Source organism: Rhodovarius crocodyli (assembly GCF_004005855.1).
Classification (GTDB): Bacteria; Pseudomonadota; Alphaproteobacteria; order Acetobacterales; family Acetobacteraceae; genus Rhodovarius; species Rhodovarius crocodyli.
The window spans coordinates 364,010-386,136 of record NZ_SACL01000003.1 but is presented as its reverse complement, the minus strand read 5'-3'; the positions used below and the strand labels follow the sequence as shown (position 1 = coordinate 386,136).

General features: G+C 70.2%; 16 protein-coding genes. 6 read left to right on the top strand and 10 right to left on the bottom strand.

Annotated elements, in window-relative coordinates:
- Nucleotides 1–14: 14 nt before the first annotated feature.
- Both EOD42_RS11035 and EOD42_RS11030 read left to right on the top strand, forming a co-directional pair.
- The gene (locus EOD42_RS11035) at nucleotides 15–1,208 is read left to right on the top strand and encodes an amidase (RefSeq protein WP_240655120.1); all 1,194 of its coding nucleotides are present in this window, start codon (nucleotides 15–17) and stop codon (nucleotides 1,206–1,208) included.
- Nucleotides 1,205–1,726 (top strand): GNAT family N-acetyltransferase, encoded by a 522-nt coding sequence (locus EOD42_RS11030; RefSeq protein ID WP_127787575.1) that lies wholly within the window; start codon nucleotides 1,205–1,207, stop codon nucleotides 1,724–1,726. The genes EOD42_RS11035 and EOD42_RS11030 overlap by 4 nt, the downstream gene beginning before the upstream one ends.
- A 14-nt stretch (nucleotides 1,727–1,740) precedes the next feature.
- On the opposite strand, the gene bcsD is transcribed toward EOD42_RS11030, so the two are convergent.
- The 6 genes from bcsD to EOD42_RS11000 form a co-directional block, all read right to left on the bottom strand.
- Entirely contained in the window at nucleotides 1,741–2,217 is a 477-nt protein-coding gene (gene bcsD / locus EOD42_RS11025) for a cellulose biosynthesis protein BcsD (RefSeq protein ID WP_127787574.1), read from the bottom strand.
- A 7-nt stretch (nucleotides 2,218–2,224) separates the two neighbouring features.
- Nucleotides 2,225–5,980: a cellulose synthase subunit BcsC-related outer membrane protein gene (locus tag EOD42_RS11020; RefSeq protein WP_127787573.1), complete on the bottom strand. Its 3,756-nt coding sequence runs from the start codon at nucleotides 5,978–5,980 to the stop codon at nucleotides 2,225–2,227.
- Nucleotides 5,980–10,410: a UDP-forming cellulose synthase catalytic subunit gene (gene bcsA / locus EOD42_RS11015; protein WP_164867883.1), complete on the bottom strand. Its 4,431-nt coding sequence runs from the start codon at nucleotides 10,408–10,410 to the stop codon at nucleotides 5,980–5,982. The genes EOD42_RS11020 and bcsA overlap by 1 nt, the downstream gene beginning before the upstream one ends.
- A 44-nt stretch (nucleotides 10,411–10,454) precedes the next feature.
- A complete protein-coding gene (gene bcsQ, locus EOD42_RS11010; protein ID WP_127787571.1) occupies nucleotides 10,455–11,255 on the bottom strand; it encodes a cellulose biosynthesis protein BcsQ in 801 nt (266 codons plus the stop codon).
- A gap of 14 nt (nucleotides 11,256–11,269) precedes the next feature.
- Complete coding sequence (locus EOD42_RS11005) at nucleotides 11,270–12,094, bottom strand: hypothetical protein (RefSeq protein WP_127787570.1); 825 nt, start codon at nucleotides 12,092–12,094, stop codon at nucleotides 11,270–11,272.
- A gap of 93 nt (nucleotides 12,095–12,187) precedes the next feature.
- Nucleotides 12,188–13,279 (bottom strand): glycosyl hydrolase family 8, encoded by a 1,092-nt coding sequence (locus EOD42_RS11000; RefSeq protein ID WP_127787569.1) that lies wholly within the window; start codon nucleotides 13,277–13,279, stop codon nucleotides 12,188–12,190.
- Between the two features lie 174 nt (nucleotides 13,280–13,453).
- Between EOD42_RS11000 and EOD42_RS10995 the strand changes: the two genes are divergently transcribed.
- Genes EOD42_RS10995 through EOD42_RS10985 form a run of 3 tightly spaced genes read left to right on the top strand, consistent with a single transcriptional unit; the run spans nucleotide 13,454 to nucleotide 16,269 of the window.
- Complete coding sequence (locus EOD42_RS10995) at nucleotides 13,454–14,353, top strand: fumarylacetoacetate hydrolase family protein (RefSeq protein ID WP_127787568.1); 900 nt, start codon at nucleotides 13,454–13,456, stop codon at nucleotides 14,351–14,353.
- A gap of 42 nt (nucleotides 14,354–14,395) precedes the next feature.
- Nucleotides 14,396–15,169: a class I SAM-dependent methyltransferase gene (locus tag EOD42_RS10990; RefSeq protein WP_127787567.1), complete on the top strand. Its 774-nt coding sequence runs from the start codon at nucleotides 14,396–14,398 to the stop codon at nucleotides 15,167–15,169.
- Nucleotides 15,170–15,225: 56 nt separating this feature from the next.
- Entirely contained in the window at nucleotides 15,226–16,269 is a 1,044-nt protein-coding gene (locus tag EOD42_RS10985) for a methyltransferase domain-containing protein (protein WP_127787566.1), read from the top strand.
- A gap of 57 nt (nucleotides 16,270–16,326) precedes the next feature.
- Here EOD42_RS10985 and sucD read toward each other — a convergent pair whose 3' ends face one another.
- The 4 genes from sucD to mdh are packed head-to-tail and all read right to left on the bottom strand — an operon-like array spanning nucleotide 16,327 to nucleotide 20,136.
- The gene (gene sucD / locus EOD42_RS10980; protein ID WP_127787565.1) at nucleotides 16,327–17,220 is read right to left on the bottom strand and encodes a succinate--CoA ligase subunit alpha; all 894 of its coding nucleotides are present in this window, start codon (nucleotides 17,218–17,220) and stop codon (nucleotides 16,327–16,329) included.
- Nucleotides 17,221–17,224: 4 nt separating this feature from the next.
- Complete coding sequence (gene sucC, locus EOD42_RS10975) at nucleotides 17,225–18,418, bottom strand: ADP-forming succinate--CoA ligase subunit beta (RefSeq protein ID WP_127787564.1); 1,194 nt, start codon at nucleotides 18,416–18,418, stop codon at nucleotides 17,225–17,227.
- Nucleotides 18,419–18,427: 9 nt separating this feature from the next.
- Nucleotides 18,428–19,165: a metallophosphoesterase family protein gene (locus EOD42_RS10970; RefSeq protein ID WP_240655119.1), complete on the bottom strand. Its 738-nt coding sequence runs from the start codon at nucleotides 19,163–19,165 to the stop codon at nucleotides 18,428–18,430.
- Between the two features lie 17 nt (nucleotides 19,166–19,182).
- Entirely contained in the window at nucleotides 19,183–20,136 is a 954-nt protein-coding gene (gene mdh / locus EOD42_RS10965; RefSeq protein ID WP_127787562.1) for a malate dehydrogenase, read from the bottom strand.
- 137 nt (nucleotides 20,137–20,273) lie between these two features.
- Between mdh and EOD42_RS10960 the strand changes: the two genes are divergently transcribed.
- Complete coding sequence (locus EOD42_RS10960) at nucleotides 20,274–22,118, top strand: ABC-F family ATP-binding cassette domain-containing protein (RefSeq protein ID WP_127787561.1); 1,845 nt, start codon at nucleotides 20,274–20,276, stop codon at nucleotides 22,116–22,118.
- The last annotated feature ends 9 nt before the right edge of the window (nucleotides 22,119–22,127 follow it).

Below are 22,127 nucleotides of genomic sequence, written 5' to 3'. Positions count from 1 at the left end.
GCGAGATGGACAAGATGAGCGACGACGCCACGAGTCCCTTCATTCCGGGGCCCAGGGCAATGGTGAAGGGGGCAGAGAGCGGCCCCCTCGCCGGCCTCACCTTCGCGGTGAAGGATCTTTATGACGTGGCCGGGCACGTCACCAGCTATGGCCATCCCGAGTGGGCCCGCACCCATGGGGTCGCGGCAGGCACCTCCCCCATCGTCACCACCCTGCTGGAGGCCGGCGCCACGCTGGCCGGCAAGACCAAGACGGTCGAGCTCGCCTATGGGCTGACGGGCGAGAATGTCTGGCACGGCACGCCCACCAACCCCAAGGCGCCGGACCGTTTTCCCGGCGGTTCCTCCTGCGGCAGCGCCGCGGCGGTGGCGGCAGGGCTGGTCGATTTCGCCATGGGCAGCGACACCGGCGGTTCCGTGCGCATCCCGGCCAGCTACTGCGGCGTGTTCGGCATCCGCCCGAGCTGGGGTGCCATCACCCTGGCCGGCACCTGCGCGCTCGGCCCCAGCTTCGACACGCCGGGCTGGTTCGCGGCCGATGCGCGCACCCTGCTGCTGGTGGGCGAGCAGCTGCTGCCCTTCGAGCCGGGCGGCCCCGACTGCCTGCCCGCCGGCCCGCTGCTGAAGCCCGAGGAAGTCTGGATCAACTGCGACCCGGCCGTGGCACGCGCCATGCTGCCCGCGCTGGAGGCGACGCAGCGCGTCATGGGCACCGCCATGCGGATGGAGCTGGCGCCCGAAGGCCTGCATACCCTGTACGAGAATTTCCGCTGCATGCAGGCGGAGGAGGCCTGGGCCACGCTGGGCGGGTGGGTCACCCGCACACAGCCGCAGTTCGGCCCCGGCGTGGGTGAACGCTTCGAAGGCGCACGCACCATGCCCGCCGAGAAGGCCGCGGCCGGCCGCGTATTCCGCCGCCGCTTCCAGCACCGGATGCGCAGCCTGCTTCAGGGCGGCGCCGTGCTGGCCTATCCCACATCCCCGGTGCCGGCGCCCAGGCTGATGGCCGACCAGGCGGAGCAGAACGCCGTGCGCGAGCAGACCATGGGCGCCACGGCGATCTCGGGCCTGGGCGGGCTGGCGGAGGTCTCGATCCCCGCCGCCGTGGTCAACGGCGCGCCCGTCGGCTTTTCCCTGGTGGCGGCCGCCGGGCGGGACCGTATGCTGATGCGTCTTGCCGTGAAGGTCGCCGAGGAGCTTGGCCTGTGAAGATCCGTGATGCCGTCCCGTCCGACATCCCCTCCATCGCCGCCATCTATGCCCATCATGTCGCCAAGGGCACCGGCACCTTCGAGGAGGAGGCACCCACCGCCTCGGAGCTCGCGGGGCGCATGACCAAGGTGCAGCAGGCCGGCAGCGCCTGGCTGGTGGCCGAGGACGAATTCGGCAACATCGCGGGCTATGGCTATTACGCCCAGTACCGCGACCGCAGCGCCTATCGCTTCGCGGCCGAGGACAGCATCTATGTCCGCGACGACGTGCGCGGCCAGGGCGTGGGCAAGGCGCTGGTGGCGGCGTTGCTGGAGCGCGCCGCCCTCCAGGGCTTCCGGCAGATGATCGCCGTGATCGGCGACAGTGAGAATGTGGGGTCCATCGGCCTGCACCTGTCGCTGGGCTTCCGCCAGGTGGGCGTGCTGCGCGCGGTGGGCATGAAGTTCAACCGCTGGGTCGATGTGGTGCTGATGCAGCGCCCCTTGGGCGAGTCCGACCGCAGCGTGCCGGAATAGGGGGCTTTGCCCCCTTACTTGCCGTAGCGCAGGGTGATGGCCCCGCCGCCGCCGGGCTGCACCTTCACGGAAACACCGCCCTCGGCGCCGGGCTGGGTCGCCAGCCAGCCGGCGTACAGACCCTCCAGCACCGCACCCACCCAGGCGCCCTGGGCGTCGTGATAGGTGGAGACGGCAGGTGCGGCATGATGGGCGATGAACATCGCCTTGGCCTGCGCATCCAGCGAGATCTGCGCATAACCCCAGTCCGCCGCGGCCAGCACGTCGTTTATGCGGGTTTCGAGCTCGGCCAGCGTGCCGCAGGCGGGAATGGCCGCCAGCTGCGCCATGCGGCCGCCCACGGCGCGCAGCAGCGCGTCACGGCCCGCCGCGTCCAGATGGGTGTCCAGCGTCTCGACCAGCGCGCGCAGGAAGCCGCGCCACTGGGGGGCGACGCCCCGGCGCGCCATGTAGGAAATGGCGCTGGGGTCCATGATCTGTTGTCCGCTCATGCCCTCATCACCGATCGAAACGATAGCGCGCGTAGAGCAGGCCGCGGGCCTCCTCCCAGTTGCCCGTCCGCTCGTAACGGAGCAGAGCGCCGACACGCAAGCTTTGGGTCATCGCATATTCCAGATCCGCCCTCACGCCACCCGTGATGCCGGACTGGGACTGGCCGGGCTGAATGGCGCGCAGCGTGGTATCGCCGCTGAGCGACTGTTCCAGCGCGGTCTGCAAGGCAGCGTCACGCGGGAAGAACTTGGCGGCGTCCTCGCGGAAGGACTGGTAGCCGATGGTGCCGCCCAGGCGCCAGGCGAAGTTGCCCGAACGCGCGCGCCAGTCGATCGGAATGTTCACCGCGAAGTAGGACTGCGGCGAGAAGTAGCCGCCATTGCCCAGGGTGAACAGGCGCTGGTTGTTGTCATAGGCGAAGAACACGCCGTCGACACCGATGGTCAGCTCCTCATTGGGCAGGCGCCATGCGGTGTACTGCATGCCCACGCCGGCCTCGACGCGGTTGTTGCGCGCCACGCCGGTGCCGGTGAAGGTGCTGTAGCCGCCCAGCATGTAAACGCCGACCGGGCCATTGGTGTATTCAAGCTGGACGCGCCCGCCGGAGCGGACCACGCCACCCCAGGTGGCGCCCGAATACGGGTCACGCACGCCCGACCAAGACAGCAGGCTGTCCGTCACCGCGCGCTGTTCCGCGATCAGGCGGATACGGAAGTTGTTGGACAGGGCCGGCGCGATCTCGATGCCGCCCAGTATGTTCTGGCGCCGGAAACCGATGGGCGAGGTGCCGATATCGGCGCTGAACGCCCCGCGCGTATAGGCGATGCCGAAGCTGGCACCGCTGACGCTGGTGTCACGCGGCGCGTAGCGGTCGCGCGTGGCGGCCGACAGCTGCGTGGTGGAGCCGATCTGCTGACGCAGGTCCTGGCTGAGCGCGTTGGAGCCGTAGCGGCGCAGCGAATCGACGCTGGAGCTGTCCAGCTGGCCGCTGCTGATGGAGACCGGCGTGGCGCTGATGGTCGTACGGCCGCCGACGCCCGGCATGGAGAAGGAGGCGTCGATCGGCGCCGAATACTCGTCCAGGCGGTCGAAACCGGCGGAGCCGGAGCGGCTGCGGAAGCCCATGCCGCCCTGGATGCGCATGGCGGTTTCCTCGCGCACCTGGGTCAGCTCGCGCGAGATCTCGTTCGAGAGCGGGTCGGACTGGCCCATGCTGGCGCCGCCGAGGGCACCGGCGCGCGACAGGCGGCGGAACGGGTTGTCGAAGCCGCCCGCGGCCTCGGGGGATGCGGGCACATCGGCGACCACGCCCTGCGCGCGGCGCTGCTCCGCGGCCAGTTCCAGGGCGCGCAACGCGCGGCTGGAATTGCCGGAGGCGCGCGCGATGCGGGCCTCGGTCAGGGCCACGCGCGGGTCGTTCGGGTTCAGCGCGCGGGCTTCGACCAGCAGCGCCTCGGCGCGGGAGAAGTCGCGCGCGGCGATCGCGGCCTCGATGGCGCCGACGCGCGCATCGATGTTGCGCGGGTCACGCTGCAGGATGCCTTCGGTGATCTGGCGGGCCTGCTGCGGCTGGCCGGCGCCCTGGTACAGGCGGGCCAGCGCCAGGTTGGCGGGAACCGAGCTGGGGTCGCGCTGCAGAGCCGGGGCCAGCACGTCGAAGGCCGCGGCCTGGTCGCCACGCTGGTTCAGCTGGTCCGAGGTCTGGATGGCGAGGCCGCTGGCGAGGGCGGCCGCCTGGCGGCGATCCTCGGCCGAGAGGTTCGGCGCGACTTCGAGGCTGCGCGACAGGGCCGCCGCCTCATTGGTGGCACCGGCCGAGAGAAGGGCACCGGCCACCGCGAGGCGGGCCTGGGCACCGGCCGTGGGGTTGGCGGCCACATAGGCACGGCCGGCCTCGGCCGCGCCCGCGCGGTCGTTCGCGCGGCCCATCGCGCGGATGGCCGCGGCGGCGGAAGCGCCCGACGGATCGGGGCGCGAGGCGATGGCGGTCAGCGCGGCCCGGGCCTCACCCCGGCGGCCGGCGCGGTACAGCGCGGTCGCCTGGCGGGCTTCCTGGTCGGTGCGGGCCGATTGCAGCAGCCGGTTCATGTCCGGGCTGCGCAGACGCACCGGAATGCCGGAAAGGTAGCGCAGCACGTCCTCGGGGCGGCCGTCGTCGCTGGCGTACAGGGCCGCGGCATGCAGCTGGTCGGGCGAGGCGCCGCCGGCGAGGGCCGGGCCCTCGGCGATCTGGCGGCCCTCGGCGGAACGGCCGGCGCTGGCATAGATGCGCGCGAGGTCGAGCCGCGCCCAGGGGTTCGCGGGGTCGGCCTGCACGGCCTGGGTCAGCAGCTGGGCGGCCTGGGCCGGGTTGCCGGCGCGGGCGGCCTCGGCACGCAGGGCGTAGGCGCGCTGGCTCTCGGGGCTGCCGCCGCCGAAGGCGCCGCCCATGCGGGCGCGCAGCTGCTCGGCCTCGGCGAAGCGGCCCTGCTGGTTCAGCACCTCGAACAGGCCGGAGGCGGCGGCACCCAGGTTCGGGCGACGGGCCAGGGCGGCGCGATAGCGCTGCTCGGCACCGGCCATGTCACCGCGGCGCAGCGCCAGGTCGCCCAGCAGCGCCTCGGCATCGGCGCGGTCGGCGGTCTGGCGGTTCACGGCGCGGCGCAGGTTGGTCTCGGCCGTGTTCAGGTCGCCACGGGCCAGTGCGGCGCGGGCAGTCGCCAGCTCGGCGGCGTAGGAGGCGCCGTTCAGCGCGTCCTCCCACTGGCTGCGGCCTTCGGGGTTGGCGGCGATGGCGCGTTCCAGCAGCTGCCGGGCCTCACCGAAGCGGCCCTGGCGCAGGCGCGCGATGCCGAGGCCGCCCAGCGCGTCGGCGTCGTTCGGGTTGGTCTGCACCGCCTGCTCGAAGCCGCGAATGGCATCGCCGGTACGGCCGGCCTGCAGGCTCTCGAAGGCGCGGATACGGCCTTCGGATGCGGGGTCCGGGCCGCCCTGCGGATTGGTGCGGGCTTCCTCAAGCCGCTGCGCGACCACCGTGTCGTTCGGGAAGCGCTGCATGAAGGCTTCCAGCTGCGGCACGGCCGCGCGGCTGGGGCCCTGCCACAGCACGGCCTGGCGCCATGCGGCCACGGCGGTGTTGCTCACCTCCGGGTTCTGCGCGAGGTCGCGCAGGCGATCGATACCCTGGCCGCGCGTTTCGTCGCGGAAGGTCAGCACCTGGGCATAGGCCAGGCCCAGCCGCTGGTCGGTCGGGTAGCGGCGGGCAAGCCGGCCCAGCCCGTCCCGCGCCTCGGTATAGCCGGCCTCGGTGCCCGCGAGGGTCTGGTAGTATTCGACGGCGTAGTTGTCCGGCGGCTGGTTGCCGCGGAACAGCTCGCGATAGCGCGCGATGGCTTCGGCCGTGCGGCCGGCGCTGCCAAGGCGACGGGCTTCCGCCAACGCGCCCTGGTCGACGGTCGCGGCACGGACGTTGATGTCCGTCTCGCTCACGCGCGGGTCCTGCGGGGCGGCCTGGCGCAGGCGCGCCAGATAGCCTTCGGCCGCCGAGCGGTTGCCGACCTGGGCCTGGGCCTGGGCGGCACCCGCCAGGGCGTCCGCGTTGTTGGGATCAACCGCGAGAACCCGTTCCAGTGTGCGGATCACCAGTTCCGGCCGGTTCTGCAGGCGCCAGTAATTCGCCTGGTCCAGCAGGGCCTGGATGCCGCGCGTGTCTTGCTGCGCCAGCGCCGGCATGGCGATCGCCATGCCGAACACAGCGGAGAGCAGGTTCTTGCGGTAGCTCATCAGTGCGTCCTCGCGCGCAGGCGCAGGGCGGCGCGTCGGCGCAGCACCCAGTAGATCGGGGCGGAGATCAGGATGATGGCCAGCAGAGCGAAGCCCAGGATCAGCCAGGGACGCTCGGCCAGATAATACTGCGGCCACATCCAGGGCGGCAGGATGCCGACGCCATAGGTGTCGCCGAGGCGATAGCCCTCGACGCGGCCGCCGCTCAACAGCGCCAGGTCACCCTGGATGCGGGGCAGCTGCTCGGGGTCGCGCAGCGCGCCCAGCATGCTCTCCAGCCCGGCGGCGGAGGCGCCCGTCAGCGCCACGACCGAACGGCCGCCGCGCAGCGGGCTCTCGAAGCCGACCAGCATGCCCAGGGCCTCACCCGGGGCGGCGAGCTGGGCGGAGACGCGCTCACGCTGCTCACGCGCCTGGTTGCCGCCGAACAGGGCGCGGAAATCGCCCAGCGGGTCGGACAGGTTCACCGTCAGGCGGTTGCCCTCGGCGGAGACGGGGCCATCGCGCAGCAGCGTCTGCAGCGCGGGCTGGCGGCCCAGCGTGCCCACCACGATCAGGTCGCGGTCGGCCGAGGCCTCAAGCCCCTGCGGGCGCACCACGGAAAGGCCCACCGGCGGATAACCCACCACGGCGGACAGGCGGCCGATCAGGCCCATGGCCACCGTCAGCTCCTGCGCCGTCGGGCGCTCCGGCAGCACCAGCGCGGTCTGCGAGAGATCGGCCAGGCGCGTGAACGGGAAGCCGGAGCTGGCGAAGTGAGCCAGGTTCGGCAGCGTCGCGAAGCGATAGGCGCTGGACAGGTCGATGGTGCTGTCCGGGTCGATCGAGGCGCGCACGTCGCCGGGCACGGCCACGCAATCGCCACGGTGCAGCGGACGCATGTCGAAGCGCAGCTGCAGCTCGTTCTGGCCGAACACCATCCAGGGCGGAATGCCGAAGCCGGCCTGGCTGCGGTCGGTGTTGGAACCCACCTGGCGCTGCACCCAGGACCACGGCCAGCTGGGGTCGCCGGCGCGCAGCGGCAGGCTGCGCAGGTAGACGTCGTTCACCGCCACGTCGAGGCGCGAGACCGACACGTCCATCACCGGGCCCGGGGGCGCGCGGAAGCGGATATCGGCCTGCAGCGGGCGGTTGCGCCAGGTCAGCAGGTCAGGCGCGGTGCGGAAGGGCACGGAGATCGGGCCCGGGACATAGCCGAAGGCCTGCAGCTCGGAGGGGTCCATCACCTCGCCCAGGCGGACCGGGCGGTCCGTGCGGATCCAGCGCGGCGCGTCATACGGCGCGCGGGTCGGAACCTGCTGGGCCTGGACGATCGCGGTCTCGCCCGAGAGCGATTCGCGGCCCACGGCCAGGCCGGTCGCGGCCGTCACGGCCTCGGCCGGGGTGCGGCCACCGATGACCAGCAGCAGGCCGTTCTGGTCGTTGGGGTTCACCACCAGCGACAGGGTCGGGCCATCGAAGCGCGGCAGGGTCAGGCCCGGCACGGTGTCGGTGCCGGAAGCCACGATCACGCCGTTGCCGCGCTCGGGCACGGTGCCCTGCACGGGGAAGTTGGCGCCGCGATAGTCGGCCTGCACCGCGAACCAGGAGGAAGCGATGATGGCGGCGCGCACCAGCTCATTGCCCGCGCCCTCGTTCAGCACGACGGGCAGGTTCAGCGGCTCACGCAGCAGGCGGTAGTCGAAGAAGGGTTCCGGCAGGCGGGCCAGGTCGCGGGTCAGCGGCAGGCGCTCCAGCGTCAGGGCCAGGGTCGAGGTGTCGCTGATCGTGGACCACAGCAGGCCGGAGAGCGGATCGTTGCACTCCACCGCATACCGGCCGGTGAAGCGGAAGTTCAGGCGGTTGTTGTCCGCGAAGAACACCGGGTTCACCGGGAACTGCAGCGGGCCGAAGGCCGGGCGCGCGCGGTCGGGCTGGATGGCGCCGATGAACTGCTCGTTCAGCGTGATCGCGATCTGGGACAGCTCGGGGATCAGCGCCGGAGAAGTGGCGCCCGACAGCGTCAGGGTGGCGTTGGTCACCACCTCATCGCCGCGCACGCCGAACAGCACGCCCTGAAGGTCGGACACGCCGCGCATCTGCATGGGGCCGCGCAGGCCCAGCTGGCGCAGCGTGCGGGTCTCGCGCCGCGTGCCGGGGCCCGGCACGGCGGCCTGCGTCGTCAAGGTGGGCGTGGTGTCGAGGATGGGCTGCTGCGGCGCGGGCGCGGAGCCGAGCGCCGGCGGCGCCGGGGGGGCCGCGGCCGGAGCAGTCGGCGTGCGCTGGGCGTTGGCCGGCGCGGCGGCCAGGCTCAGCGCCAGCAGCACCGCGGCGGCGCGGCCCAGGCCCTGACGGCCGCCCGGACCACGCGGGGCGCCGCCCTTGCGGCGGAAGGAGAACTGCGAACCGCCCGCGAACAGACCACCGATGGACACCGCCACCTCCTTCAAGGAACGCAGGGGCTGGTCGGGACGGTTGGCATCCCAGTTCACCCACGCATCGGCGCGGCCCAGAACCGCGCGCACAATCTCACCTTCGTCGCGCAGATCCTGCGGGACGAAACGCACCTGGGCGCGGCCATCCTGCCAGCGCAGCACCTCGGCCGGCACCTCCACGGTGTCGGCACCGACCTGAAGTTCCACAGTCACCAACTGATCTTCCTCCAGGCCGGACGGGCGCTCCATGGTCAAGGCGGCGCCACCCAGCGAAAGGTCTTCGGAAACGCCGGTCACCCGGCGGCCGTCCGGCAGGGCCACGGCGGCCCCCACCTCGGCGGCGATGCGCGCACGCTCGCGGATCTGGCGGCGTTCGCGGCCCACGGCCAGGCCCGCCAGCACCGTCAGAAGGCACAGCGTGGCCCAGACCAGGTTCAGCGCGTAGGCCTGGAACTCCAGGCTGGCGGGCGGATTGGCCGCCAGACCGTAGATACCGGACATCACACCCAGCACCAGGAACAGCGCCAGCACCATGTTCGGGCCCACGGCGCGCAGGTCGAAGTAACCTTCCTGCAGCGTGCCGCCCTTGTCGGTCACGTTGAACTTGCCGCGGCGCGGGTCCAGCAGCGTGGCAAGCGTGACCGGCAGCAGATACACGGTCAGCACCGTCTCATAGATTTCCGACCAGAAGCTGTGGCGCACCCGCTTCTGCACGCGGGACGCGGTGGCGACCGAGTGAAGGATGTGAGGGCCCGCATAAGCAACGATCGCGAGCGGCGAAGCCGCGATGATGTTCTCACCCAACAGAAGGAAGGCGAGCGGCGCGGTCAGGAACACGAAGCGCGGCAGCGGGAACAAGAAGTGGAACATGGCCAAGAAGTAGCAAATGCGCTGCGGCAAACTGAGGCCGGTCGAAAAAAGTGGATTTTCAAGACGCAAAATTTGGACCATGCCGCGGGCCCAACGCATCCGCTGACCGATATGCAGCATCAGGCGCTCGGTCGCGAGACCGGCGGCCAGCGGCGCGCGCAGGTAGGAGGTGCGCCAGCCTGCCTTCTGCATCTTCAGCGACAGGTGGCAGTCCTCGGTCACGGTCGTGGTCGGCACGCCGCCCACTTCCTCCACCGCGGTACGGCGCAGCACGGCGCAGGAACCGCAGAAGAAGCTGGCACCCCAGAAGTCATTGCCCTGCTGGATCAGGCCATAGAACAGCAGGCCCTCGTTCGGCACGCGCTGACCGGAGGCCAGGTTACGCTCGAAGGGGTCCGGCGAGTAGAAATAGTGCGGCGTCTGCACCATCGCGAGGCCACGGTCGCGCAGCATCCAGCCCACGGTCATCTGCAGGAAGGCGCGCGTCGTCACGTGGTCGCAGTCGAAGATGACGACGTATTCGCCGTCGGTCTGCGCCAGCGCGTGGTTGATGTTGCCGGCCTTCGCACCCTTGTTGTCGGGGCGGATGATGTAGCCCGCGCCGCATTCGGCGGCGAACTGGCGGAACTCCTCACGACGGCCGTCGTCCAGGACATAGACGTTCAGCTTGTGGCGCGGCCAGTCGAGCGCCAGCGCCGCGAACACCGTCGGGCGCACGATCTCGAGCGCCTCGTTGTAGGTCGGGATGAACACGTCGATCGTGGGCCATTCCTCCGGGTCGTCCGGCAGGGGAACGGGCTTGCGCTCCAGCGGCCACAGGACCTGGAAGTAGGAGAGGACCAGCGCCACCACGGCGTAGAGCTCGGCCATCAGCAGGCCGGTGCCCAGGAAGGTCTGCCAGAAGCCGGTGTAGTCCAGCGTCTCGGCCACGCGCCAATAGATATAGCGCAGCGACACCATCGACGACAGCGCGCAGAGCGCCAGCGTGATGGTGCGGCCCTGGAATCGGTTCAACACCAGGAAAATGACAAAGGCCCCCAAAGCGAGCCAAAGCTGCTGGGAGGCCTGAAGCGGCACCACGATGAAGGTCAGCGCGGCGACCAGCCCGATGAGGAAGGAGAGCCAGCCGACGAACCGGTTCCTCATCAGGGGTAACCGGGCGATCAGCTCCTTCCGCGGAGCGATCGTACTCATCGGGCGCCCCACCCCGCCTGAAGGGTATCGGGCACGGCGGGCAGCGCGGCTTCGACGCCGCGGGCGACTTCGCGAAGATCCTCGGCGGCGCGGCTGTTCGGCGCGATGTCCTGCACCAGGCGCTGGGCGGCCAGGGCCTCGGCCACCACCTCGTCACGGCAGACGGCGCCGAGCAGGCGCGGGCCAAGGTGGCGGGCGACCGTCTCGGCCGCCGCGCGGGAGAGGCGGGAGTTCGGATCGACCTGGTTCAGCACGACGCGCAGGCGGCCAGCGAACAGGGCGGCCATGGTGCCCGAACCCAGGAAGCGGCCGTTGTCGATGTCCGGCACCAGCGCGGCGGAGGTGGCATCGGCCAGCAGCACCGCGACCACCATGCTGGCCATCGGCGCCAGCAGGTTCAGCGCGTGGCTGGGGCCCGGGGGCGTGTCGGCGATCACGAGCAGCCCGGGGTCAGCCATGATGGAGCGCAGCGGGGCGGCCAGCAGCTCGGGGTCACGCTCCAGCGCGGAGGACAGGCCCAGCGCGCCACGGATGTCGATCGCGCCGTGCGGCAGCACCATCACGCCAGAGGGGGTCTGGCGGACGACGTTGCGCCAGTCCGGGCGCTTCGGCAGCTCGGCGATGAAGCCGGCGGTATCCGACAGCGGCACCCCGAAGTGGAGTCGCAGGGTGTTCTGCGGATCGAAATCGATAACCAGAACCCGGCGGCCATTGCGCCGCATCGCATCCGCGATGTTTACGGCCATGGTGGTCTTGCCGACGCCCCCCTTGGGGGACGCGAACACGATCAGGGGCATGGGGCCTCCGGTTACTAGCGCTGCGGCTGCGCGCCGAGCGCAGCACGAAACGCATCAAAGGGGGATGCGGGTGGCGGGGAACCGCCCGCCACAAGGCGCATAACGTCAGAAAGCGGAACTGTCACGGCCGCAGCAGGCAACAAGCCGGACAACGCACCCACCGGCTGCATGCCTGCAACCATCGGTTGAGCGGGAGGCAGTTTGAAGAACTCGGGCGGCGGGGACGCGGGTTCCGCGACCGCCTGGCGCAGCAGGGCCAGCGTGCCGCCCTGCGGGGCGGTGGTCGCGGCCGCCTGTTCGTCCGGCTTCATGCCGATGGCTTCCAGCAGGCGGAAGCCGCCGGCCGGCACGGGGGCGGCAGGCGCCGCATGGCCGGCGGCCACTTCCGGCAGCAGGGAAGGCGCGGCGGGGGCGGCGGGCGTGCTCTCGGGCCAGGAAAACAGCGGCGCCGACGGGGGCTCGGGCGGGGGCGGCGCGGACGCGGCGACAGGGGCAGGCGCCGGCGGGGGCTCGGGCGCGGGCTCCAGCGACATCAGCACAGGCGCGGGCGTCGGCGGCACAGGCGCGGGCGGCGGTTCCACCGCCATGGGCGGGGGCTCGGGCGCGATCGGCTCCAGGCGCAGCGGCGGCAGTTCAGGCTCCAGCGGGGCGTTGCTCTCGGGCAGATCATTCACCGGATCGGCCTGATATTCAGGCACAATCGGCTCTTCCTCGACCACTGGCGGCAGGGCTGGCGGCACAGGGCGGACGCGCACGGGCTCGTTCCCGAAGCTGCGATAGCGCAGACCCGGGGTGTTCAGCGTGGCGGCGACCCGAGCCACATCACTGTCCTGTGCCATATCCTCTTTCCCCAGACTCGGCGGCACAATGCCTGCATCGTTCAGGGAGCGAAACCGGGCTTATCGTTCATTCGGATCATTTTCTGGCAGTTGTCACCAGAAATCCGCACCAGAATCGCGCCGCGCGAGTGAAACAAGGGCAGTCAGCACACCCGAGTAGTAATCGGGCATCGGATCGGTCTGCGGCAGGGCGGCGGGGGTGCGCAGACCACGGCCCGAAACCGCCGCGGAAAAGGCCGCAATGGCCGCGATTCCGGGCGATGCGCCATAGGGAGACACGGCATTGCTGGAGAAGTCGGTCCAGGCCGGCAGGCGCTGGTGGCTGGGGTCGGCCCAGAAGATCGCGGCCGACTGCACCGCCGGTTCCTGACCCAGCCCGGCCCAACCCAGGAACAGCGGCACCCGCACGGCGTCGTAGGAGAAGCGGGGCGCCCAATTGTCGGGCAGGGACAGCCGACGATCCCCGCGCGACAGGGTCAGCCAGTCCGGCGGCAGGTTCCAGCGGCCGAAGCGCGCCGCCCGCAGGATCTGCAGCCCGTCGGCCGCGATCCGCACCCAGGCCGGGTCGGGCACCGCGCCGGCCAGCGCACGGATCGCCGGGAAGCAGTAGTAGCTGGGGTTGATGGTCACCGACTCGCGCCGCTCGAAGCCGCGCGCGCCAGGCAGCAGCACGGTCATTCCGCCGGCGCTGCGCACCACCAGCCGCAGGATGTCGCGGCCGATGGCCACCGCCTGCTCCCGGTATTCCGGGGCGTTCCAGGTCTCCGCGGCCTTCAGCAGCGCCCAGGCGATCATGAGGTCGCCGTCGGTGGCGTTATTCAGATCCTCGACCGGCTGCTGCACGTTCGGCTTCCAGCGCCAGGCGGTCAGGTGGTCGCGCGGGCGGCGCAGGTTCCGGCGGGTCCAGTTCCACAGCCGGTCGAAGCTCGGCCGGTCATCCGAGCTGACGGCCAGCATCATGCCGTAGCTCTGGCCCTCGGAGTGGGAGACGTTCTGGTTGCCGGTGTCGATGATACGCCCCTCGGGCGCCATGAAGCGCAGGCGGAACTGGCCCCATACCTCCGTCACGCGCGCCTGGGCGGGCCCGCCCGCGACCTGCGCCAGCGCGGGTGCGGCAGGCCCCGCGGCCCCCACGCTGCAGGTGGCGGCCGCCAGGCACAATGCTGATCGACGGGAAATCGGCATGGGTGATGGCTCCAGCGGCACAGGTAGCGGCGTGCCGGACTGCCGACAACGGACCTATCGCCTTTTCAATAATATTCGCTGAATGCGTGCATGCCCAAACATGGTGATGTCCTGACTTGTCAAGCGACCGCCCCCGGCACAGGCTGCGCCACCGCATATCCGGAGGGGGAAGCCATGGCCTTGAAACTCATCACCTTCACCGACGCCAAGGGCCCGCGCCCGGGCGCCGTCATCAACGACACCCAGGTGCTGGACCTGCTGGCCGCCGGCGCGCTGCCGGCCGGCGTGACCTGCATGAAGGGCGTCGTCGCCGCCGGCGCGTCCGCCCTGGCCGGCATCCGTGCCGCGCTGAAGGCCCCTGCCCCCGCCGCGGTGCTGGATCGTTCCGCCATCACGCTGATGGCGCCGATTCCCCAGCCCTCGCGCAATGTCTTCTGCGTCGGCCGCAACTACATGGACCATGTGGCCGAAGGCGACCGCGTGGCCGGCCGCGAGACGGAGATGCCGAAATATCCGCAGTTCTTCACCAAGGCCCCGGAATGCGTGATCGCGCCTGATGCCGCCATCCCGGACCACGGCGCCACCGGCGTCACGCAGTATCTGGACTATGAGGCCGAGCTGACCATCGTGATCGGCAAGGCCGGCGCCAACATCGCGCCCGAGGCCGCGCTGGACCACGTGTTCGGCTGGACCATCGCCAATGACGTGACCGGCCGCGACCTGCAGCGCCGCCACGGTCAGTGGTTCAAGGGCAAGTCGCTGGACCGTTCCTGCCCGATGGGCCCCTGGATCGTTCCCGCCGACGACCTCGACACCTCTGATGTCGGCATCAAGCTGTGGGTGAACGGCGAGCAGCGCCAGTCCTCCCGCACCTCCAAGATGATCTTCGACATCAAGGCCATCATCCATCAGCTGAGCCAGGGCTTCACCCTGCTGCCGGGCGACCTGATCATGACCGGCACGCCGGAAGGCGTGGGCTATGCCATGGTGCCGCCCCGCGTGCTGAAGGACGGCGACGTGGTGGAGATCGAGGTCGAGGGCATCGGCCGCCTCTCCAACCCCGTGAAGGCCTAACCCCCGGTTGTGCCGCTCGCGGCCGGCTTGTATCGCGGGGGGATGAGCATCTTCCCCTCCCTGCCCGCCGACGCGATGGACGAGAAGGCCCTGGCCGAGGAGCTCCTGGCCTGGGCCACCGACTGGGAAGGGCATGAGGTGCCCGCGCGGGAGATGGTGGAGGTGGCCTACCACACCGTCTCTCCGCGCAGCGTGTTCCTGAAGAACCTGCCGCAAGGGTCCAGCGTGCTGGACCTGGGCGCGGGCGACGGCGGCCTGTCCAACTACCTGGCCTGGCCGGCGCCCGACCGTTCGGACCTGTCGCTCTATGCCCTCTCGCTGAGCGAAGGCGCGCTGTTCGACCGCTATGCCGGGATGGAGCTGGGCGATTTCGAGAAGGCGCCGATGGATTTCGGCGGCCGGCAGTTCGATGCCGCCATCTGCGCCCATTTCATCGAGCACATGCACGGGCTGGACCGCACGGTGGAATACCTGCGGGAACGGCTGAAGCCCGGCGGGCGCGTCTATATCGAGTGGCCGCACCCGGCCTCCGGGCGCTTCCCCACCCGGCATGACTTCATCGGCAACGGGCTGCCGACCTCCACCACCAACTTCCACGACGACCCCACCCATGTGGAAGCCTGGTCCATGGAGCAGGTGACCGACGCGCTGAAGGCCCAGGGCTTCGCGCTGGAGGCGATGGGCCGCATCCACCTGCCCTGGCTGGCCGATGCCCTGAAGCTGGTGGCGCATCGCCACAACGACATCACCTGCGGCACCTTCGCCGTGTGGTGCAAGGCAGGCTTCGCCCAGTATCTGGTCGCGAGCCGGCGCTGAGGTAACGCGCGGCCCGCCCGTGCGTTCTTCCCTGGACAAGTTCCGGGGAGCGAAACGTGCCGAGTGCTGTGTTTTCCGCCTGCCATTTGTGCGGCGGCCTGCTGGCCCATGATCGCGATGTGGATGGCGTGGCCTTCGGTCGCTGCGAGGGCTGCGGCAGCATCGCCGCCGAGGAGGCCTTCCTGGCCCGCATCGAGGACGGGACCGCCCGCCCCTATGACGACAGCTATTGGGATTTCGAGATGGAGGCCGCGCAGCAGCGCAGCTATGGCGCCAACCCGCTGCGCGTGGCGGAAGTATTCCTGCAGGCACGCCGGCTCGTCACCCGCTTCGTCGACATCAGCGCCGGGTCAGGCCAGCTGCTGGACGCGCTGTCCACACTGATGCCGGAGGCCAGCGACATCTTCTGGGGTGTCGAGCCCTTCCCGCCGCCCGAACGCTTCCGCACGCACCACCCCAATTTCCACCTGGGCTTCCTGGGCGAGATGGAGGGGCATTTCGACGCCGGCGTCTGCATCGAGGTGATCGAGCACATCCCGCCCCGCCACCTGCGCTCCCTGATGCAGGATCTGGCGAAGGTCTCGCTGCCGGGCTCCACCTTCTATTTCAACAGCTCGCGCCCGGGTTCGCAGGCCGTCGAGACGGGCGGCTATCTGGACCCGCTGCGGCGCGGGCATATCGCCGCGCATTCCCTGGCCGGGCTTGAGGCGCTGATGGGGCCGATGGGCTTCACCATTCAGCCGCTGCCGGGGCGCGACTGGGCGTTCCTCGCCATCTTCGACGGCGGCAGCCCGCTGGATACCGCGGCCTTCCTGGACCGCAGCTGGCACCCGCTGCCGGAGAACCTGGAGACGCTGGCGCGCACCCGCTTCGGCCACATGATGATCAGTGCCGGGACCGAATGCAGCCTGGCCTATACCATGACGGCCCTGTGCGATGAGCGGACCGCCTGGGCCCAAGGACTGGACCGGGAACTGGCCGCGGAACGCAGCCGGCCGCTGCCCGCGCCCGCGGCGCCCATGCAGGTGGCCCCGCCTGCCTGGGGACCGCGCCGCATCGCGCGCGGGGTGCTGCGCCGGCTGCGGCGCCTGGCGGGCTGACACGAAAAAGGCGCTGCCCCTTGCGAGGCAGCGCCCTGAACCTTCAGCCGAAGGCGATCAGCCGATCGCCTTGACCATGGTCGAGCCCAGCGCGGCCGGGCTGTCGGCGATGTGGATGCCGGCCGCGGCCATGGCTTCCATCTTCGCGGCGGCGGTGTCCTTGCCGCCCGAGATCACCGCGCCCGCATGGCCCATGCGGCGGCCCGGAGGGGCGGTCGCACCGGCGATGAAGCCGACGACGGGCTTGTTGGGCTTGCCGGGGCCGAAGTTCTCCTTGCGGAGGAACTCGGCGCCGATCACCTCGGACTGGCCGCCGATCTCGCCGATCATGATGATCGACCTGGTCTCGTCGTCCTTCAGGAACATCTCGAGCACGTCGATGAAGTCCATGCCCTTCACCGGGTCACCGCCGATGCCCACGCAGGTGGACTGGCCGAGGCCGGCCGCCGTGGTCTGCGCCACCGCCTCATAGGTCAGCGTGCCGGAACGCGACACGATGCCGACGGAGCCGCGGCGGTGGATGTGGCCCGGCATGATGCCGATCTTGCAGGCGTCGGGCGTGATCACGCCGGGGCAGTTCGGGCCCACCAGGCGGGACTTGCTGGTGCCCAGCGCGCGCTTCACCTTCACCATGTCCAGCACCGGGATGCCTTCGGTGATGCAGATGATCAGCGGGATCTCGGCGTCGATCGCCTCAAGGATCGAGTCGGCCGCGAAGGCCGCCGGCACGTAGATGACGGAGGCATCGGCGCCCGTCTTTTCCTTGCACTCGGCAACCGTGTTGAACACCGGCAGGTTCAGCTCGGGGTGCATGATGCCGCCCTTGCCGGGGGTCACGCCGCCCACATACTTGCTGCCATAGGCGATGCCCTGGCTGGCGTGGAAGGTGCCCTGGGAACCGGTGAAGCCCTGCGTCATCACGCGGGTGTTGGCGTCGATCAGGATGGCCATGTGCTCAGGCTCCCTTCACGGCCGCGACGACCTTCTGGGCCGCGTCGGCGAGGTTGTCGGCGGGGATGATCTTCAGGCCGGACTCGGCCAGGATCTTCTTGCCCAGTTCGACGTTCGTGCCCTCAAGGCGCACCACCAGGGGCACCTGCAGGTCGAGGTTCTTGCTGGCCACCACGATGCCGTTGGCGATCATGTCGCACTTGGCGATGCCGCCGAAGATGTTGACCAGAATGGCCTTCACGTTCGGGTCGGAGGTGATGATGCGAAACGCCTCGGTCACGCGCGCGGCGTCAGCCGTGCCGCCGACGTCGAGGAAGTTCGCGGGCGAGGAGCCGTACAGCTTGATGATGTCCATGGTGGACATCGCCAGGCCCGCGCCGTTCACCATGCAGCCGATCTCGCCGTCGAGCGCCACGTAGTTCAGTTCGAACTTCGCCGCGTCCAGCTCCTTCGGGTCCATCTCGGTGTCGTCGCGCAGCGCCTCGAGGTCCTTGTGGCGGAACAGCGCGTTGTCGTCGAAGGACACCTTGGCGTCGAGCGCCACGACGTCACCCTGCTTGGTCACGACCAGCGGGTTGATCTCGACGATGGCGCATTCCAGCTCGACATAGGCCTGGTACAGCGCGGTCACGAACTTGACGAAGCTGTTGACCTGCTTGCCTTCGAGGCCGAGGCCGAAAGCCAGCTTGCGGCCGTGGTAGCCGGACACGCCGGTGGCGGGGTCCACATGGACCTTCAGGATCTTCTCGGGGTTGTGCTCGGCAACCTCCTCGATCTCCATGCCGCCCTCGGTGGAGGCCATGATGACGACGCGGCTGGTCTCACGGTCCAGCAGCAGCGCCACGTACAGTTCACGCGCGATGTCGCAGCCGGCCTCGATGTAGAGGCGGTTGACCTGCTTGCCCTCGGGGCCGGTCTGCTTGGTGACCAGCACGTGGCCCAGCATGGCGGCGGCGTTGGTCTTCACTTCCTCGACCGACTTGGCCAGGCGAACGCCGCCCTTGCCGTTCGGGTCGTCCTTGAAGCGACCGGCGCCGCGGCCGCCCGCATGGATCTGGCTCTTCACGACATAGATCGGGCCGGGGAGCTTCTTCGCCCCCTCCTCGGCCTCTTCCGGCGTGGAGGCGACATAGCCGTCGAGCACTGCGACGCCGTAGCGCTTCAGCAGCTCCTTGCCCTGGAATTCATGGATGTTCATCGTTCGTCCTCAAGCGGTGAAGCCCGTAGCAAGGCTGCGTGCCCATTCCGCCCGCCCGTGGCGCGCGGCTTCGGCCGAAGCCCTTTCCCAGTCGTAGACCACCATTCGGTGGGTCATCTCCCATCCTGCCTGCGCGCCTTTTCCGGTGCGTTCCAGCAGGGCCCAGCGCGCATGCGGCGCGCCGGCTTCCATCACATGCGGCACCGGCACATCCCAGCTGTAGCCGGGCTGGCCGACGCTGCCGGGGTTCACCACCAGCCGACCATCCGCCAGCCGCACGGCATGCGCGCGGTGGGTATGGCCGCAGAGGATCACCTCGGCGTCGCCCGTGTCGCCCAGAAGGGCGGCGACGGTGTCGTGGCGCCGCTCGATCACGCCATGGGGCGTGGCCTCATGCAGCAGATAGTCCATGTCGCTTGTCGGGGTGCCATGGGTGGCCAGCACCGGGCCGATGCGCAGGGTGGCGGGCCTGTCGGCCAGCGCCTGCCGAACGACCGGGCTCAGCACCTCATGGGCGAAGCGGTCGGTCGCATACATCGTCTCCGGCGCATCGCAGCCCACCACCCGGTCATGATTACCCCGGATGGCGAGTGCGCCCGCCTTTTCCATCAGCGCCAGCGTGTCCTCGGGCCACAAGGGACCCGAGACGGTGTCGCCGAGGTCCACCATCACGTCGAAGCCGATGGCCCGCGCATCCGCGAGCACCGCCTCCAGCGCGAGGGCGTTGCCGTGCACGTCTGAGAGCACAGCAAGCCGCACCGGCTTTAGCCGACCAGCTTCTTCGAGGCGGCGATCAGTTCCTCGACGGAGGCCACGGACTTCTTGAAGGCCGCTTCTTCCTCGGGGGTGAACTGCACCTCGACCACGCGCTCCACGCCGCCGGCGCCGATCACCACGGGCACGCCCACGTACAGGTCCTTGATCCCGTACTGGCCGTTCAGGTGGGCGGCGGCGGGCAGCACGCGCTTCTTGTCCTTCAGGTAGGCCTCGGCCATCGCGATGGCGGAAGCGGCCGGGGCGTAGAAGGCGGAGCCCTTCTCCAGCAGCTTCACGATCTCACCGCCGCCGTTCGCCGTGCGGGCGACGATGGCGTCGATCTTCTCCTGCGTGGTCCAGCCCATCTTCACCAGGTCGGGCACCGGGATGCCGGCGACGGTGGAGTAGCGGGTCAGCGGCACCATCGTGTCGCCGTGGCCGCCCAGCACGAAGGCGGTCACGTCCTCGACGGAGACGTTGAATTCCTGGGCCAGGAACAGGCGGAAGCGGCTGCTGTCCAGCACGCCGGCCATGCCGACCACCTTCTCGGGGGGCAGGCCGGACTTCTGCTGCATCACCCACACCATCGCGTCGAGCGGGTTGGTGATGACGATGACGAAGGCGTCAGGGCAGTTGTTCTTGATGCCCTCGGCCACCTGCGCGATCACGCCGGCGTTCTTGGAGACCAGGTCGTCGCGGCTCATGCCCGGCATGCGGGGGAAGCCGGCGGTCACGATCACCACATCGGCGCCCGCGATGGCGGCATAGTCGCCCGAGCCGACCATGTGGCTGTCGAAGCCGTCGACAGGGCCGGACTGCATGATGTCGAGCGCCTTGCCCGAGGCCACGCCCGGGAACACGTCGAACATCACCACATCGCCGAGCTCCTTCAGCCCGATGAGGTGGGCCAGGGTGCCGCCAATATTGCCGGCACCCACCAGAGCGATCTTCTTGCGGGCCATCAGGGCCTCCCTCGCGGTGTCAAGAATGGGTGCGGCTTCCCTACGACCAATATCGGGGCCCGGCAAGGCGGTGCCGCACCGCACAGTTGTGCTGCCTAACCCTTGGGCAGTGGCGGGTTTCTGGCTAGAAGCCCCCCATGACCGTGCTGATGCTCGATGACGTGACGCTGCGGGTGGCTGGCCGCACCCTGCTGGAGGGGGCGACCTTCAACCTGGAACCCGGCCGCAAGCTGGGCCTGATCGGGCGCAACGGCGCCGGCAAGTCCACCCTGCTGAAGGCGATCGCGGGCGAGTTCGAGACCGATGGCGGGCGCATCCGCTTCGCCGCGCGCGCCCGGATGGGCTATGTGCGGCAGGAAGCGCCCGGCGGCGACGCGACGCTGATCGAGACGGTGCTGGCCGCCGATACCGAACGCACGGCCCTGCTGGCCGAGCTGGACTCGGCGCCGGCCGAACGCGCGGCCGACATCCATGAACGGCTGGAGGCGATCGGCGCCGATGCGGCGCCCGCCCGCGCCGCCACCGTGCTGGCCGGCCTCGGCTTCGACGAGGCGGCGCAGAACCGGGCCAGCCGGGAGTTCAGCGGCGGCTGGCGCATGCGCGTGGCGCTCGCGCAGGTGCTGTTCCTGGAACCCGACGTGCTGTTGCTGGACGAACCCACCAACCACCTGGACCTGGAAGCGGCGCTGTGGCTGGAGGGCTGGCTGAACCGCTTCTCCGGCGCCGTGCTGCTGGTCAGCCATGACCGCTTCCTGCTGGACCGCGCGGTGGACGGCATCCTGCACCTGGATCAGCGCAAGCTGACCTTCTACGCCGGCAACTTCACCACCTTCACCCGCGTCCGCGCGGAACGCCAGGCGCAGACCCTGGCGCAGAATGCCCGGGTGGCCGCCCAGCGCGCGCATATGCAGTCCTTCGTGGACCGTTTCCGCGCCAAGGCCACCAAGGCCCGCCAGGCGCAGTCCCGCCTGAAGGCGCTGGAGAAGCTGCCGCCCATCGAGGCGATCGTGGAGGACCACGTCACCCGCTTCGAATTCCCCGACCCCGGGGAGCTGCCGCCGCCCATCGTGACCATGAGCAAGGCGACCGTCGGCTATGACGGCAAGCCCGTGCTGCGCGACATCACCCTGCGGCTGGACCAGGAGGACCGGGTGGCCCTGCTGGGCGCCAACGGCAACGGCAAATCCACCTTCGCCAAGCTGCTGGCCGGCCGCATGGAACCCATGGCCGGCGAGGTGCGGCTGAACCAGAAGCTGCGCGTGGGCTATTTCGCCCAGCACCAGGCCGAGGAGCTGGACCTGCGCGGCACGCCGCTGTCGCACATGCAGGATGCGCTGCCGACCGCCACTGAAACCCAATGCCGGTCGCAGCTGGCGCGCTTCGGCCTGGATCAGGACAAGGCGACGACGGTGGTGGCGTCGCTGTCGGGCGGCGAGAAGGCGCGGCTGCTGCTGTCGCTGACGACGCGCGAGGCGCCGCATCTGCTGATCCTGGACGAACCCACCAACCACCTGGACATCGACGCGCGCGAGGCGCTGGTCCGCGCCCTGGCCGAGTTCAACGGCGCCGTCATCCTGATCACCCACGACCCGCATCTGGTGGAACTGGCGGCGGACCGGCTGTGGCTGGTGGCGGATGGCGCGGTGACGCCCTTCGAGGGCGATATCGACGAATACCGCGCCTGGCTGGCCGAGCGCGCCCGCGGCCCCAAGGCCGAGGCCGCCCCCACCCGCCGCGACGACCGCCGCCAGGCCGCCGAGGCCCGCATGGCCGCGGCACCCCGCCGCGCGCGGCTGGCCCAGGTGGAAAAGGCGCTGGAGAAGCTGCAGGCCGAGGCCAGGACGCTGGCCGACGCGCTGGCCAACCCGAAGCTGTATGAGAGCAACAACTTCGACCTGATCAACCGCGCCACCCAGCGCCAGGCGGTGGTCGCGAAGGAGATCGGGGCGCTGGAGGAGGAGTGGCTGGAGCTGTCGGAGTAACAGCCCCAG

Excerpts from the sequence above, each read along its gene's own strand:
- EOD42_RS11035 (WP_240655120.1), top strand. The coding sequence starts at position 15 with ATGAGCGACGACGCCACGAGTCCCTTCATTCCGGGGCCCAGGGCAATG.
- bcsD (WP_127787574.1), bottom strand. The coding sequence starts at position 2,217 with ATGAGCGGACAACAGATCATGGACCCCAGCGCCATTTCCTACATGGCG.
- EOD42_RS11020 (WP_127787573.1), bottom strand. The coding sequence starts at position 5,980 with ATGAGCTACCGCAAGAACCTGCTCTCCGCTGTGTTCGGCATGGCGATC.
- bcsA (WP_164867883.1), bottom strand. The coding sequence starts at position 10,410 with ATGAGGAACCGGTTCGTCGGCTGGCTCTCCTTCCTCATCGGGCTGGTC.
- bcsQ (WP_127787571.1), bottom strand. The coding sequence starts at position 11,255 with ATGCCCCTGATCGTGTTCGCGTCCCCCAAGGGGGGCGTCGGCAAGACC.
- EOD42_RS11005 (WP_127787570.1), bottom strand. The coding sequence starts at position 12,094 with ATGGCACAGGACAGTGATGTGGCTCGGGTCGCCGCCACGCTGAACACC.
- EOD42_RS11000 (WP_127787569.1), bottom strand. The coding sequence starts at position 13,279 with ATGCCGATTTCCCGTCGATCAGCATTGTGCCTGGCGGCCGCCACCTGC.
- EOD42_RS10995 (WP_127787568.1), top strand. The coding sequence starts at position 13,454 with ATGGCCTTGAAACTCATCACCTTCACCGACGCCAAGGGCCCGCGCCCG.
- EOD42_RS10990 (WP_127787567.1), top strand. The coding sequence starts at position 14,396 with ATGAGCATCTTCCCCTCCCTGCCCGCCGACGCGATGGACGAGAAGGCC.
- sucD (WP_127787565.1), bottom strand. The coding sequence starts at position 17,220 with ATGGCCATCCTGATCGACGCCAACACCCGCGTGATGACGCAGGGCTTC.
- sucC (WP_127787564.1), bottom strand. The coding sequence starts at position 18,418 with ATGAACATCCATGAATTCCAGGGCAAGGAGCTGCTGAAGCGCTACGGC.
- mdh (WP_127787562.1), bottom strand. The coding sequence starts at position 20,136 with ATGGCCCGCAAGAAGATCGCTCTGGTGGGTGCCGGCAATATTGGCGGC.
- EOD42_RS10960 (WP_127787561.1), top strand. The coding sequence starts at position 20,274 with ATGACCGTGCTGATGCTCGATGACGTGACGCTGCGGGTGGCTGGCCGC.